The 13,033-nt window shown below is 68.3% G+C and carries 15 protein-coding genes and 1 tRNA gene; 7 read left to right on the top strand and 9 right to left on the bottom strand.

Annotated features, from left to right (window positions below):
- Positions 1-53 precede the first annotated feature (53 nt).
- Together ACWD3H_RS17890 and ACWD3H_RS17885 are read left to right on the top strand one after the other, a co-directional pair.
- Positions 54-887, top strand: coding sequence for a patatin-like phospholipase family protein (locus ACWD3H_RS17890; RefSeq protein ID WP_451955749.1), 834 nt, complete (start codon positions 54-56; stop codon positions 885-887).
- A gap of 135 nt (positions 888-1,022) precedes the next feature.
- A complete protein-coding gene (locus ACWD3H_RS17885; protein WP_451955748.1) occupies positions 1,023-2,057 on the top strand; it encodes a 1-acyl-sn-glycerol-3-phosphate acyltransferase in 1,035 nt (344 codons plus the stop codon).
- 18 nt (positions 2,058-2,075) lie between these two features.
- Here ACWD3H_RS17885 and ACWD3H_RS17880 read toward each other — a convergent pair whose 3' ends face one another.
- From ACWD3H_RS17880 to ACWD3H_RS17865, 4 genes are all read right to left on the bottom strand, one after another.
- Entirely contained in the window at positions 2,076-2,282 is a 207-nt protein-coding gene (locus ACWD3H_RS17880; protein ID WP_350957082.1) for an SHOCT domain-containing protein, read from the bottom strand.
- A gap of 129 nt (positions 2,283-2,411) precedes the next feature.
- A complete protein-coding gene (locus ACWD3H_RS17875) occupies positions 2,412-3,935 on the bottom strand; it encodes a cobyric acid synthase (protein WP_355555886.1) in 1,524 nt (507 codons plus the stop codon).
- On the bottom strand, positions 3,932-4,855 hold the full coding sequence (locus ACWD3H_RS17870; RefSeq protein WP_451955747.1) for a cobalamin biosynthesis protein: 924 nt from the start codon (positions 4,853-4,855) through the stop codon (positions 3,932-3,934). The genes ACWD3H_RS17875 and ACWD3H_RS17870 overlap by 4 nt, the downstream gene beginning before the upstream one ends.
- Positions 4,856-4,904: 49 nt before the next feature.
- Positions 4,905-5,705: a phosphotransferase gene (locus ACWD3H_RS17865; protein WP_451955746.1), complete on the bottom strand. Its 801-nt coding sequence runs from the start codon at positions 5,703-5,705 to the stop codon at positions 4,905-4,907.
- A gap of 326 nt (positions 5,706-6,031) precedes the next feature.
- Between ACWD3H_RS17865 and ACWD3H_RS17860 the strand changes: the two genes are divergently transcribed.
- Positions 6,032-6,105, top strand: a tRNA-Arg gene (locus ACWD3H_RS17860).
- A 762-nt stretch (positions 6,106-6,867) separates the two neighbouring features.
- Here the strand turns inward: ACWD3H_RS17860 and ACWD3H_RS17855 are convergent.
- The gene (locus ACWD3H_RS17855) at positions 6,868-7,434 is read right to left on the bottom strand and encodes a hypothetical protein (RefSeq protein WP_451955745.1); all 567 of its coding nucleotides are present in this window, start codon (positions 7,432-7,434) and stop codon (positions 6,868-6,870) included.
- Positions 7,435-7,687: 253 nt separating this feature from the next.
- On the opposite strand from ACWD3H_RS17855, the gene ACWD3H_RS17850 reads away from it, so the two are divergent.
- A complete protein-coding gene (locus tag ACWD3H_RS17850; RefSeq protein WP_355560327.1) occupies positions 7,688-7,999 on the top strand; it encodes a hypothetical protein in 312 nt (103 codons plus the stop codon).
- Between the two features lie 210 nt (positions 8,000-8,209).
- Here the strand turns inward: ACWD3H_RS17850 and ACWD3H_RS17845 are convergent, their stop codons facing one another.
- Complete coding sequence (locus tag ACWD3H_RS17845) at positions 8,210-8,545, bottom strand: NUDIX hydrolase (RefSeq protein WP_451955744.1); 336 nt, start codon at positions 8,543-8,545, stop codon at positions 8,210-8,212.
- Between the two features lie 541 nt (positions 8,546-9,086).
- The gene (locus ACWD3H_RS17840; RefSeq protein ID WP_451955743.1) at positions 9,087-9,818 is read right to left on the bottom strand and encodes a hypothetical protein; all 732 of its coding nucleotides are present in this window, start codon (positions 9,816-9,818) and stop codon (positions 9,087-9,089) included.
- Between the two features lie 528 nt (positions 9,819-10,346).
- On the opposite strand from ACWD3H_RS17840, the gene ACWD3H_RS17835 reads away from it, so the two are divergent.
- Together ACWD3H_RS17835 and ACWD3H_RS17830 are read left to right on the top strand one after the other, a co-directional pair.
- Positions 10,347-10,793 carry a hypothetical protein gene (locus tag ACWD3H_RS17835; RefSeq protein WP_355560339.1) on the top strand — a complete coding sequence of 149 codons (447 nt, stop codon included), beginning with the start codon at positions 10,347-10,349 and terminating at the stop codon, positions 10,791-10,793.
- Between the two features lie 328 nt (positions 10,794-11,121).
- Positions 11,122-11,277, top strand: coding sequence for a hypothetical protein (locus ACWD3H_RS17830; protein ID WP_451955742.1), 156 nt, complete (start codon positions 11,122-11,124; stop codon positions 11,275-11,277).
- Positions 11,278-11,789: 512 nt separating this feature from the next.
- Here ACWD3H_RS17830 and ACWD3H_RS17825 read toward each other — a convergent pair.
- On the bottom strand, positions 11,790-11,975 hold the full coding sequence (locus ACWD3H_RS17825; protein WP_451955741.1) for a hypothetical protein: 186 nt from the start codon (positions 11,973-11,975) through the stop codon (positions 11,790-11,792).
- Between the two features lie 256 nt (positions 11,976-12,231).
- Here ACWD3H_RS17825 and ACWD3H_RS17820 point away from each other — a divergent pair, with 256 nt between their 5' ends.
- Complete coding sequence (locus ACWD3H_RS17820; RefSeq protein ID WP_451955740.1) at positions 12,232-12,465, top strand: hypothetical protein; 234 nt, start codon at positions 12,232-12,234, stop codon at positions 12,463-12,465.
- Here the strand turns inward: ACWD3H_RS17820 and ACWD3H_RS17815 are convergent.
- On the bottom strand, positions 12,455-13,018 hold the full coding sequence (locus tag ACWD3H_RS17815; RefSeq protein WP_355560350.1) for a dihydrofolate reductase family protein: 564 nt from the start codon (positions 13,016-13,018) through the stop codon (positions 12,455-12,457). The two genes, ACWD3H_RS17820 and ACWD3H_RS17815, sit on opposite strands and share 11 nt — an antisense overlap.
- Positions 13,019-13,033 lie beyond the last annotated feature (15 nt).

Genomic DNA, 13,033 nt, shown 5'->3' with positions numbered 1-13,033 from the left:
GGTCGTTGACGAATCGCGCGGCACCGGGCCGCCTGGCAACCTACGGAGGAGCGATGAGCGTGGACACCGCCTTCGTCCTCGGCGGCGGAGGGGTCCTCGGCGCTTACGAGGTGGGCATGCTGCGGGCACTCGACGAGGCGGGTATCAAGCCCGATGTGATCGTCGGCACGTCCGTGGGCGCGCTGAACGGCGTCGTGCTCGCCGCCTCCCCCGGTGACGCGGTCGCGCGCCTGACCACGCTGTGGGGCTCGAACGTGGTCCGTACCGCGTTCGCGGGGTCGTGGGTGACCCGGCTGTCCACCCTCGCCAGGACCGGCACCCACCTGCACTCCGGCCAGCCGCTGCGCGACCTGCTGACCCGGACGCTCTCCGTCTCCCGGATCGAGGACCTGGCGGTGCCGTTCCAGTGCGTGGCCGCCTCGGTCGAGCGCGCCACCGCGCACTGGTTCACCGAGGGCCCCCTGGTCGAGGCGGTGCTGGCCTCCTGCGCCGTCCCCGGGCTGCTGCCCCCGGTCCGCATCGGCGGCGAGCACTTCCTCGACGGCGGGCTGGTGCACAGCATCCCGGTCGGCCGCGCGGTCGCGCTGGGCGCCCGCCGGGTCTACGTGCTGCACGTGGGCAGGATCGAGCGTCCCCTGCTGGTGCCGCGGCGCCCGTGGGAGGTCGGGATGACCGCCTTCGAGATCGCCAGGCGGCACCGCTTCGCCGAGGAGATGGCCACCCTGCCGGGCGACATCGAGGTCCACGTCATGCCGTCGGGTGGCGAGGCACGCCCGGGAATGGATCTGGCCCAGCTGCGTTATCGGGATATATCGAATATATCTGGATACATAGAACGGGCGTACCAGGCCTCGTCCGACTACCTGGCCCGTAACTCGTCCACCTGAGTTCCCCACCCCGAGGCCCCCAGCGGCCGCACACACCGGCTCCCCCGGGGGAACCGGCACTCCCCTCCATACCGACCATCAACCCGTCAGAGCCAGACACCCGCACCGCATATCACCCCCAGGCAGGAGCCGCTCATGCTGCCTCCTCGCATCATCCGCCGTCTGATCCTGGCCCCGCTCGTCATCGTGCTCACCGTGGTCGCGGTGGTCACGCTCCCGATCTGGCTGCTGGTGGTGGCCGCGGCCTCGCTGCGCCTGCCGCCCCCGCAGCGGCGCGGCACCCGGCTGGTCTGGTTCGCGGTGGCGTGGCTGACATTGGAGTCGATGGCGCTGGTCGCCTGCCTGGGCCTCTGGGTGGCGAGCGGATTCGGCGGATGGCTCCACCGCGACGAGCACCAGGAGCGGCACTACGCGCTGATCCGGTGGCTCCTGTCCAAGGTGTACGGAGTGGCCGTGCGGATCTTCCGGCTGAGCGTCGAGATCGACGAGCCGACCCTCACCTCCGACGAACTCTCCCGGCGCCTCACCCGCCCCGTCATCGTGCTGTCCCGGCACGCGGGTCCCGGCGACTCGTTCCTGCTCGTCCACCACCTTCTCGCCCGGTACGGCAGGCGCCCGAGGATCGTGATGAAGGCCGCCCTGCAACTCGACCCCTCACTGGACGTGATGATCAACCGCCTCCCCAACGCCTTCGTCCCGCGCAAGACCTCCGAGAACGGCGTTCTCGGCGAGATCCGCCGCCTGGCCTCGGGCATGGACGCCGACGACGCCCTGGTGATCTTCCCGGAGGGCGGCAACTTCACCCCCAGGCGTCGCTGGCGGGCCATCCTCCGGCTGGAGCGCAAGGGCCTGTCCGAGGAGGCCGCGCGGGCCCGCGGGCTGGAACACCTGATGGCGCCCCGCCCCAACGGGGCCATCACCGCCATCGAGGCCTGCCCCGAGGCGGACGTGATCTTCGTCGCGCACACCGGCCTCGACGACCTGGTCACCCTCGGAGACATCTGGCGCCGCCTGCCGGTGAGCGCCGAGATCAAGGCCAAATGGTGGCGGGTCCAGGCCGCCGACGTGCCGCGCGACCGCGAGAGCCAGATCCGGTGGCTCTTCGACCAGTGGGAGGAGATCGACGCCTGGATCACCGCGAACCAGCCCACCTCCGCCCCCGCCGCCTGACAGGCCGCGGAAACGGGCCTACCACTCCTGGGAGAGACCCGACATCCGGCGGAGGTACTCGTCCTCGTCGATCTCACCGGCCGCGTAACGACGTCTGAGGATCTCGCGGGGGCTGTCGACGGCGGGTTTGGGAGCCGAGAAGGAGCGGATCATCCGGGCCATGCCGAGAACCATCATGGCGATCACGGCGATGACAAAAAGCAACACGATGATGCGGACCATCATCGACCTCCCAGACTTCCCCCATCGGATCTGGCAGGGGAAATACCAATTTTACTAGGCTATGGCCCCTTCTTCCCCGTCGCGCTGGAAAAGAATGGGGACGCCCCCTCGCCGGACCGTCCCCGCCACCGGTCAGCCGGCGGAGGATCCACCCCGGGAGAGGTACGGGGCCTCGCGCCGGGTGGCGCCGGGCGGAAGCGACGGCAGGCCCGAAGGTGCCCCGCCCTCCATCAGCCGGAGCAGTGCCCCGGTGTCGACGTTCCGCTCGACCAGGTCGCCGAGCGCGTCCAGCCGCTCCTCGCGCAGGGCGGCGAACGACACGTCAGGGGCCGGGGTGAAGTCGCGGCCGGAGACGGCGGCCACGTCGGCCAGGAACGCCCGGCGGAAATCGTCGTTCTCCAGAGCGCCGTGCCAGGTGGTGCCCCACACCGAGCCGTACCGGCAGCCGTCCAGGAAGGGCTCGCCGCCGTCGGCCGTCACGACGCCGTGGTGGATCTCGTACGCCTCGACCCGGCAGCCGTAGGCCGCGCCCACCGGGCGGCCCAGCGTCTTGTCCTCGGCGAACTCCACCGAGGCGGGCAGCAGCCCCAGCCCCTCGACGAGGCCGGCCCCCGACTCGACGTCGTCACGGATGGTCCTGGCGAGCATCTGGTAGCCGCCGCAGATGCCCAGCACGGCCCGTCCCCGCAGGGCCTCGGCCAGGCCGGTGGCGCGGAGCCAGGCCAGGTCGGAGACCGTGGCCCGGGAGCCGGGCAGCACCACCAGATCGGCGTCGTCCAGCTCGCCCGGCGAGGTCACGTAGCGGACCGTCACTCCGGGCTCGGAGGCCAGCGCGTCCACGTCCGTGAAGTTGGAGATCCTCGGCAGCCGTACCACCGCCACCCGCAGACTCTGTCTGCCGTACGGGGCGCGCGCCCCGAGCGCGGGCCGGTTGTCCAGGGCCAGGGAGTCCTCGACGTCCATCCAGAGGCCGTCCAGCCAGGGCAGCACCCCGTACACCTCGCGGCCGGTCAGCTCCCTGATCATGTCCAGGCCCGGTTCGAGGAGCTCGGGCGCCCCCCGGAACTTGTTGATCACGAACCCGGCGATCAGCGCCTGGTCGGCGGGCTCCAGCAGCGCCACGGTCCCGTACAGCGAGGCGAAGACCCCGCCCCTGTCGATGTCGCCGACCACGACGACCGGTAGGTTCGCGGCACGGGCCAGGCCCATGTTGGCGATGTCGCCCGCACGCAGGTTGATCTCCGCCGGGCTGCCCGCCCCCTCGCAGACCACCACGTCGTAGGAGGCCCGCAGCCGCTCCAGCGCGTCCACCGCGACCTGACGGAGCCGCTCCTTGACGTCCCAGTACTCCATCGCGTCGACCTCGGTCATCGGCCTGCCCATCACCACGACCTGGCTGCGCCGGTCACTGCCCGGCTTGAGCAGGATCGGGTTCATGTCCGCGCCGGGCTCCAGCCCGCACGCGGCGGCCTGCATCGCCTGGGCCCGGCCGATCTCGGCGCCGTCGGCGGTGACGAAGGAGTTCAACGACATGTTCTGCGCCTTGTACGGCGCGACCCGCACCCCCTGGCGGGCCAGCCAGCGGCAGATCCCGGCGGTGACGACGCTCTTGCCCGCGTCGGAAGTGGTCCCGGCGACCAGCAGCGCCCCCTTCACCCCTTCCTCCCGCGCGATCCGCGTACGGCGGCCAGGACGGCGAGCCCCGCCGCGGCCAGGCCGACCGCCCGCGCCAGCCGTACGGACCTGCGGATGTCGGCGACCGAGGGCTCGGGCCCTTCGCCCATCCTCGGCCGGTGCTCCACCCGGGTGCCGTACACGTTCACCCCGCCGAGCGTGCGGTCCAGCGCGCCCGCGAAAGCCGCCTCGCAACGGCCCGCGTTGGGACTGGGGTGGCGGTGGCCGTCCCTGCGCAGCACCGCCGCCGCCCGCCGCGTCGAACCGCCAACCAGGGGGGCGCCGAGCGCGGCGAGCAGCCCGGTGATCCTGGCGGGTACGAAGTTGGCCACGTCGTCGAGGCGGGCCGCGGCCCAGCCGAAGCGCTCGTAGCGCTCGTTACGGTGGCCGACCATCGCGTCCAGCGTGTTGACCGCCCGGTAGGCGAGCAGGCCGGGCACCCCGGCGACCGCCCCCCAGAACAGTGGCGCCACCACCGCGTCGGAGGTGTTCTCCGCGATCGACTCCACGGTGGCCCTCGCCAGCCCAGACGCTGCCAACCCGGAAGGATCCCGCCCGCACAGATGAGGCAGCCTCTCCCGGGCCCCGGCCAGGTCGCCGTCCTCCAGGAGCTCGGCCATCGCCGCCCCCTCGCGGCCCAGCGTGGTGCCGCCGAGGACGGCCCAGGTCGCCGCCGCGCTCAGCGCGGCCCGCACCATGGGATCGCGCGGCCGGGTCGCGGCGTGGCCGAGCAACGCCACCGGAACCACGCACAGCGCGACGTGGAGCACGCCCCTTGCCCGGCCGTCGCCGTACACCCGCTTCTCCACCGCGGCGGCGGCGGTGCCGAACAGCGCGACCGGATGCCCGCGCCGGGGGTCGGCGAGCACGGCGTCGATCACGACCCCGGCGAGCATCCCCACCCCTTCGGCTACCCCAGGTCCCCTTAGTCCCACTTTGGCGATTAGTCGACTAAATGAGATGTTCATGGAGTTCATCCTGGTGGGTCTCCAGCCACACCCGGGCCCGCCGGATGCGCACCCCCGCCCCACCGGCCCACATCCGGGCCCATCCGCCGCCCCCGGCCTCGGCCCTGCCACGCATCACCTGGTACGAGCGGTCGAAGCGGAGCCGGGCCAGATCCAGCAGACGTCTGCGGTCGCGAGGCGCCAGGCCGTACGCGTCGCAGAACAGGCGGAGCCGGGGCCCGACCTCAAGGCGGCGCTGGAGCGGCTCCAGATCGATGGGATCGGCGATCGGCGCCCAGTGCCGCAGCGTGGTCACCACGTCGAAGAGCCGGGTCGTCGGCCGGGCCATGTCGAAGTCGATCAGCGCGACCGGCAGCCCGTCGCGGAAGATCACGTTGTCCAGGTTGACGTCGCAGTGCCCGATCAGCTTCGGGGCCGCGTCGTCGTTGGACCCGCCCTCCCAGACGGTTCCCTGCGGCGGGACGAACCTCTCGGCCGCGTCGTGGAAGCGGCGCAGCAGCCGCGCCAGCGCGGCCAGCGACTCCCCGCTGAGCGCGTACCCGGGCAACGGCCTGGCCGCGGAACCGCCCTCGACGTAGCTCAGTACCTCCCGGCCCCGCTCGTCCACACCCAACGCCCGGGGCGCCCCCTCGAAGCCGGAACGCTCCAGGTGCCGCAGGAGCGCGTGCACCGAAGCGGTGGAGGCCCGGCTGGGCCGGCGGACGGTGTCCCCGACCCGCACCACCCCGTCGGTGACATCACCGCCCAGAAGGGGGATCTCCTGTTGGGTCGTGACGGCGAACATGCCACCCGAGCGTAGACCGCTCGGCCTTCCCGCGGGGACGATTCGGGCAGACATCCCCTGTCGGATGGAACATCCGGAAGTCGTCCGCCCATCGGACATCCGCTGCCCCGCCCGGCAGGAGAGCGGCAGGTCACCGGGGAGGTACCCGCCCCGTCCAGCCCGGTTTCCCCGTCCCGAACAGCCAGAATCCGGCCACCGCCCACCCGGGTCGAGGCGCCCTGACGACCGTTCCCTCCGAGGGCGCGAGACGCCGCAGAGTGATCCTCGCGACACAGCCCCGAAACCGATACATGAGCACTCCCCGGATCATGCACAATTGAGCGGGAGCACCCTTAGCTCAGCTGGATAGAGCACCGGACTTCTAATCCGACGGTCGCAGGTTCGAATCCTGCAGGGTGCGCGATCAAGACCAGGTCATCTAGCCACTGACCTGGTCTTTTGCTTGTCCGCGGCCCGTGCCCCTCAGGCAGCCGCAGGTAGCCGGAAGCAGCCGTATGCCACCGGTCGCGGAACATACGCGGAATGGACCCGGCCCCGTTTCCCCAGGTGGGACCGGCGGTTCCGGAGGCTCGCGGAAGGATTCCGAGCCCTCTGAGCCACGCCGCGGGGTGGTTCGTGATGTCGAGGTGTGGCACGATGCGCTTCATGACGACCCGAAAGGCCGATGCCGCGTAGACGGCCGAGCATCCTCCGTGCGCAAGTGTGGGCGAATCGCCGACGCTACCGCCCAGCTCCCAAGATTCCCGGCGTCTCCAGCCGGACCTGTGCAGCCATCGCACGAATCGAGCTCCAGCGTCTAGGACCTGGAGCCATCGTCGGTGCCTTCGCCGAATACGAGCGGTTCCTCCGGCAGCCCGGCCGCTACCTCTATCTGCCCGAAGCGAACTGTCCTTGCTGCGACCCGGCAGAGGCTCGGAACACGCTGGAATACGCCCTGCGACGCCTTCGATCTTCAGCCAAGGCAGAGCTTTCACAAATCGTGACGCGGCTGGACGAGGAGTTCTACCGCCGGACCATCCCAGACCCCTGGGCGCGTTATTACCCATGGCGCTTCGGCGGATGGTGGCATCACCGCATTCACGAATAATGATCACCTTCCGACACGGCGAAGGGTCCCGGTGTGAGCCGGGACCCTTCGTCGTCATGGTGTTCTTACGATGCCTCACACAGTGAGCGCGACCAGGATGCGCTGGTTGGCCACGTCTCGTTGGCCGTCGATGCACTTGGCGTAGACCTTGAGCAGCACGTCCACCCCGTGCCCCGCCCGCTCCGCCGCTTCCGGCGCGTGCACCCCGGTGTTGAGCCAGAGGGAGACCGCCGCGTGCCGCAGGTCGTACGGCCTGCCCGCCAGCGGTGAGGCGACCTGGTCGGGGGTGAAGGCGTACGTCCGAGCCTCCTTCCAGACCTTGGCGTACGCCGACCCGGAGATCAGCCCGCCCGTACGGATCCGGAAGAGCCGGCCGTCATCTCCGGCGCCGTGAGTGTCGAGGTGGCCGCGCAGAATGGCCACCAGTTCCGGTGAGATCGGCACCGACCGCATCTCCTTCTCGGCTCGGTGCTTGAGACCACGATCGTCATGGGTCTCCCCCGAGTCGGTGAACCGCTTGTTGCTCTGCGGCTTGGTCTTCTCCAGGGTGAGCACTCCCCAGCCGGACGCCGGAAGGTGACAGTGAACCGCGCCGGGATTGATGGAGGCTCTGACCGGCTCCCGCCGCCAGCGCAAGCGCATCGCAGAACTCGCCCGAGCGGTCAAGCGCTCACTGCGTTAAGAGCGCCTAACAGAATGAAGCGGTCTTCTTCCGGCACCCGCTGGGCGGATGAGGTTGTCGGTACGCGCAGGGTTGACGCGCTCCGGTTTGCACGTATCTTTCATTTAGGAAAGTTTCCTAAGAATCCCCTCTGTTGCACATCCCCGAAGTAAGGCGCGAACCGGGGTGTACGGAACGTGAAACGGCCATCTGTCACCAGTACTAGGAGAGGGTATGAGAAGAACCCTGCGCGTCCTCGCCGCGACCGTGCTCGCGGTGGGAGCCGTTACCGTCGGGTCGAGTGCGCTGAGCCCGGCGTCGGCAGAAGTCAATGACTGTGACTACACCTTCGGTCAGAACTCGTTTTCCGCCCGATGCGCGACGAACGGTCCTGCCTACGAGTTCCGCGCGTGGGTCCAGTGCATCAACGGCCGTAGGGACGGCGGCTGGGTGACGACCAACAGCGGTCAGTGGAGCATAGCGAGCTGCGGACCATGGTGGATCGACCGCCTGAGCTACGGCATGGACGTGCGCCCGCTCTCCTAACGCGGGTACGGCGGTACCGCTGGGGCGTGGCCGGCTGCGGTGCTTCCGGCGAAGAGCTCCTATCAAAATGAGGTGTGGTCGCGTCTGCACTGTCCATGGGCGCCGCCTACCTGGGTGAAGGTTCTCAGCGCACCGGCGCCGAAAGAGAACCGCCTCATTCTGTTAGGTGCTCTAAGCCCCTCGCCCGCTGCTGAGCCGCTCTCTCGCCGTCTACAGACCGATCAACGTCCCCGACGTCCAGATGTCACCGCGGGCGATCATCGCCGGGATCTCCGACATCGGCACCCACTCGATGAGATCGGCCTCGATCTCCCCCGTCGGACTCCCGACCAACTCGGCACCACGCACCAGGAACAGATTGTGCTCTGAGTCGACCATGCCGGCCATCGGCTGATAGGTGATCAGATGCTCGATCTCCTTGGGCCGATACCCCGTCTCCTCCTCCACCTCACGAGCGGCCGTCGTCATGGCGTCCTCACCCGCATCGACCAGCCCGCCAGGCAGCTCCCACCCCCACCGATCCGCCAGGAACCGGTGCCGCCACATCAGAAGCACCCGGTTCTGTCATCGACCACCACCGCGATAGCCGCCCGATCCAGATGCACCACATGATGCTCGAACCGCTCCCCATCCGGGATCGCAACATCAACCAGACCCGGCCGGATCCACCGGGGTTGCGTCCACGGAGGTGGTGTATGAGTTTCCCCAGCTAGATGGCGTGGCGCCGTGAAATGAGGACGGCCATCGACCTGGACAAGCCACTGGAGCGCGAGGCCAACGCCTGCTTGGTGCGGCTGACCGATTGGCGAGCAGGTGATTCACCGAGCTTTCTGGGAGCCACCCTGGAAGCCACCGGAACGGACGATCATGAACTGCGGCGAACGGCGACGTACGATGAGGATGTCGCCAGACGAGGTGGCGGACGCCTACGAACGCCCATAAAGATCGTTTGGGGACCTACGAATCAGAAGGCCAGTTGCAGCCCAGGGCGCTCCAGAACCGTTCAAAGTGGACCGCGCATGCCCTCTGATCCGAGTTTCCTCACGTCAGATGAGCTCCGTATGAGCACCTCCTAGTCCGCCGCTCCTCAGAAACCAGGCTGGTGGTTCCGAGAAGCTGACGCTGGAAGAGTGTTTCCAGGGGAGGGGACCGACGGCGACTCACTTCGACTGATGAGGAGCGAGAGCATTCGGAGCAGCCCGACTGCTAACGCCGGTATCCCGACGATCCAGCAACGTAAGAACGCCCAGACGTCCGAGTTGACGTGCTCGCCATTGCCCTGTGTCTCGGGCGCGAGATTCGAGGCGATCACCGGAAGCAGAAGCAGTGCGATACCTGCGAGGACGAGTGCTGTGCTGGATGCGATCGACTGCCCCCGCCGATAGGGGCGAGCCGCCAGCAGGGTCAGGGGCACGGCACATACGACGGCAGGCAGAGCCACTTTGCCCGCCCAGTGCAGCAACATCGTCGTCCCGTACCACCGCTCATCCGAAAGCGGCTCCGCGAAGTAGAGCACAGGAGTCGGTGCGCCGCGAAGATCCCGGAGTGTGCCCAGCAGGCCGCCGCCGATGAAGGCGCTGATGAACACAACCCATCGCCCCCCGGTCCGGAAACCCTTCGCCGAAACGATGACAACGGCGACGGCGGCTAGTATGCCGAGTACCACACCCTTACTGGCCCCGTTAGCAAACGGTATCCATTTGTTCCACGGGTAGTTTCCGACCGTGATGGCCGTCCACGCGCCGATGGCACCCCAGGCCAGGACTCCGACGGCGATCGCGACGGATAACAGATCCCTGACACGCTCACGTTCGGTCACGCCCTGGCCTCCATCTACTTCACATGTACGGATCACTCTGTCGGTGACTTCGGGATGCTGCAATGCGTACTGTGGCAGCCCCTTATGATCGTCGGCCGTTGCGGGATATGTGCGGGATGATCTTCGGTGGTCGAGGTCCGGGGAGAGACTTTCACCCTGGTGAGAGGCATTGCCACCGCCTGAAACGCAGCCCTCTTGAAAACCGCTAGGCCGCCGGCGGAGACCTCTTGTATCGTATTCGATTGCGCTCGAACGCCAGCGACTATCTACGGCTGATCACTCCTCACGCGTTTTCCAGCCCACGGCTTGCAGCAGCAGAACTACAGGTCAGAGCGGTTCATTGGTAGGTCTGTGAGTCCGTTTGCCCTTGCGGGCTTGGTCGGGGACTGGTGGACGCGGCATGGTCCTTTATCGCGAGGCAGTGGCTCGACATCAAGTTTTCAGTAGGTGACATTGTCTTCTGCGCCTAGAAGACTGTGATTTCACACACGACGGGTGCGGGCGAAGAGTGCGTAATTGGGAGACCGGGTGGATTGGGGAAGCATTCAGCATGACCCGGCGGGGTGTGCCGACCAGGTCGACGCCGCCTTTGATCGAGGCGATCCCCTGGTCGGGGTGGCCGTGATCGGGTTGTCCCTGTGTCATGACGATGCCGAGGTCATCGCTCCCCGGGCTCGTAGAGCCATCGCCTCCGGCGAACAGCAGCTTCGCTGCCAGGGGTTGACCGCCGTGTCACACATGGTCCGCCGTACCGGTGAGATCGATGACGTGACGCTGGAGACTCTCCGGCCGCTTCTGCACGACCTGAACCCTGTGGTTCGCGAACATGCGGGCAGCATCGTCGCCGATGTGTGGATCTTCGTCCCGCATCCCCGTCTGCCGGCTTGGTTGAGCAGGCGACAGAGACTACAGAGCATCAAATGGTGGTTCGTGATGAGGTGGACCGGCATCGGCCTGTACTTCCGCCGACCTTGAACGGAGGCCACCTGCCGTTGATCTCGCGAAAAGCGCTTTTCAAGATCCGGAACATGTGCGGATTGGCCTCCCCTCTCCAATGAAGGTCACCTGATTTGCCGGCAGGTCAACGTGCCGCCAAGCCAAGAAGCAGCGTTCCACTTCTAGTCCGACGGTCGCAGGTTCGAATCCTGCAGGGTGCGCTAGGTACGACAATGATCCACAAGTGGCCTGGTAGACCATTGCCAGACCATCGTGTCAACCGGACGCCCGGCGGGAGCGGCGAGGGATGATCGCCACTGTCGCCTCCGCCGCCGCCTGGGCAAGCTCAGGCAGTACCGACGTGTAGGTGTCCGCGGTGAAGCTGTGCCGCGAATGTCCGAGCGTCTCCGAGATGACCTTCATGTCCACCCCGGCCGCCAGACCGAACGTCGCAGTGCCTCAGATCATGGAAACGGATTGGCGGCAGCCCGGCTCGCCGGATGAGGATCTCGAATCGCTGTGAGGCGTACTCCTCGCGCAGCACCTCACCATTGCGCCGGGTGAACACCGCCTCGGAGTCCACCCAGTCGGCGCCGTGGCCGCTCCTTGCTCTGGCGCACCCGCCACGCCTTGAGCAGCCGCACGTTTTCCTCATCGAGTGTGATCGTGCGCAGGCCCGCATCGGTCTCGGGCCCGACCCGTCGGCCAGCTGCACCACGCTGAGAGTGCCCGCCTCCAGATCGATGTCCGGCCAATCCATCCGCCGCGCATCCCCCGCGTGGACACAGGGTGGAAGAGCGGATACAGCCGCTCCTGGTGCTCCTCGCACCAGTCAAGGAACACTCCCGCCTGCCGAGGGGTCCACACCATCAGTGGCTTGGGCCGCACCACCCGCGGCGGCTCGACGTGCTTGGACGGGTCATGGCTGATCCGCCGCGTACGCATCGCGTACGACAGCGCCGACGACAGCACCCGGTGCACGAGATGAATCCGCGCTGCCGACAGCGGCCGAGAGGAGTGCGGGCCCCCGCCTCGTCACTCGGCGGTCGCCCGCATGGCCAGCAGCCGCCGCAACATCTCGCTCGGCTTCTCTCCCTCGGCCAGGTTGTTGATCTGCCCGAGCGCCTCATACAGGTCGTCCAGGTGGGTCTCCCGCAGCGCGGCGAGCCGCAGGTGCCCGATGCCGGGCACGGCGTACAGCTCGACGAATCTGCCGGCCAAGACGGCGTGGGCGCCCGCCCACGGTCCGCTCGATCCGTGTCCTCATCCTGCCGGTCAGGGGCCGCCCGTAGTTTCCAGCGAAAAAACAACGCTAAGCGGCGGGGCCGGGCCGGCGGGTGACGCACCAGGGGCAGATGGCCAGAACCGCGGGTGCTGGGACGGCGATCGTGCGGGCGCGGGGCCGTCGGCTGCAACAGGTCGAGCACAGGAAACGGCCCCCGAGGGAGGTTCCCCCGGAGGCCGGACTCGTCTTGCCTTGCGCCCTGCTCAGGCCGCCTGGATCCTGTTCGCGTCGGCCGACACCGCCGAGGCCAGGGGCGCGAGTGCCCTGCCCGCCTACCTCGAGGTGTTCCTGGCGCCCGGGGTGCTTGTGCTCGCCCTCGTCCGTTCCTTCGACCGAACCACCCGCACCTGGGCCGGGGGTCTGGCGATCGGCACCCTGCTGGGGGCGCTCGCCGTCGCCGTGGTGACGCTCGCGGTCACGGCCTGACCGGCCGGTACCGCACACTCAGCTCGGCCGTGGGGTCGCCGGCGCCGACCCGGTGGAGGTAGTGCGGCCGGCCACCGGGGAGGTCCAGCAGCCGGATGCCCTCGCCGAGCAGCACGGGCGCGATGTGCAGGTTGATCTCGTCGAGCAGCCCGCGTTCGAGAAGCTGGCCACCGATCGTCGGCGAATGCACCTCGACGTTCCTGCCGCCGGCCGCGGCCAGCGCGATCCGTACCGCCTCGGCCACGTCACAGTCCAGGAATGTGACGCCGTCGGCGGGCTTGGCGTCCTCCGGATGGTGGGTGAGCACAAAGATGGGTCCGCTCCAGGCGCCGCCGTAGACGATGCGGGGATCCGGGAAGTGGTCCCAGCCGCGCCGGCCGCCCAGGATCGCGCCGGTGGTCGCGACGTACTCCTCGATCAGGCCCGGCTGGGGCGAGATGCCGGTCATCATCCAGTCCATCTCGTGGTTCGGCCCGGCCACGAACCCGTCCAGGGACATGGTGAAGTGCCAGAGCACCTTGCCGTTCGCAGTCTGCGGTTCGATGTCGTTCACTGCTGTCTCCTCTGC

Source organism: Streptosporangium sp. NPDC002607 (assembly GCF_053592655.1).
Note: the sequence above shows the minus strand (reverse complement) of the source record. Positions and strands in the feature narration are given on the sequence as shown.

Coding starts and splice junctions, on each gene's coding strand:
- ACWD3H_RS17890 (WP_451955749.1), top strand. CDS start 54: ATGAGCGTGGACACCGCCTTCGTCCTCGGCGGCGGAGGGGTCCTCGGC.
- ACWD3H_RS17845 (WP_451955744.1), bottom strand. CDS start 8,545: ATGTGGCGGCACCGGTTCCTGGCGGATCGGTGGGGGTGGGAGCTGCCT.
- ACWD3H_RS17885 (WP_451955748.1), top strand. CDS start 1,023: ATGCTGCCTCCTCGCATCATCCGCCGTCTGATCCTGGCCCCGCTCGTC.
- ACWD3H_RS17865 (WP_451955746.1), bottom strand. CDS start 5,705: ATGTTCGCCGTCACGACCCAACAGGAGATCCCCCTTCTGGGCGGTGAT.
- ACWD3H_RS17880 (WP_350957082.1), bottom strand. CDS start 2,282: ATGATGGTCCGCATCATCGTGTTGCTTTTTGTCATCGCCGTGATCGCC.
- ACWD3H_RS17850 (WP_355560327.1), top strand. CDS start 7,688: ATGAGAAGAACCCTGCGCGTCCTCGCCGCGACCGTGCTCGCGGTGGGA.
- ACWD3H_RS17855 (WP_451955745.1), bottom strand. CDS start 7,434: ATGCGCTTGCGCTGGCGGCGGGAGCCGGTCAGAGCCTCCATCAATCCC.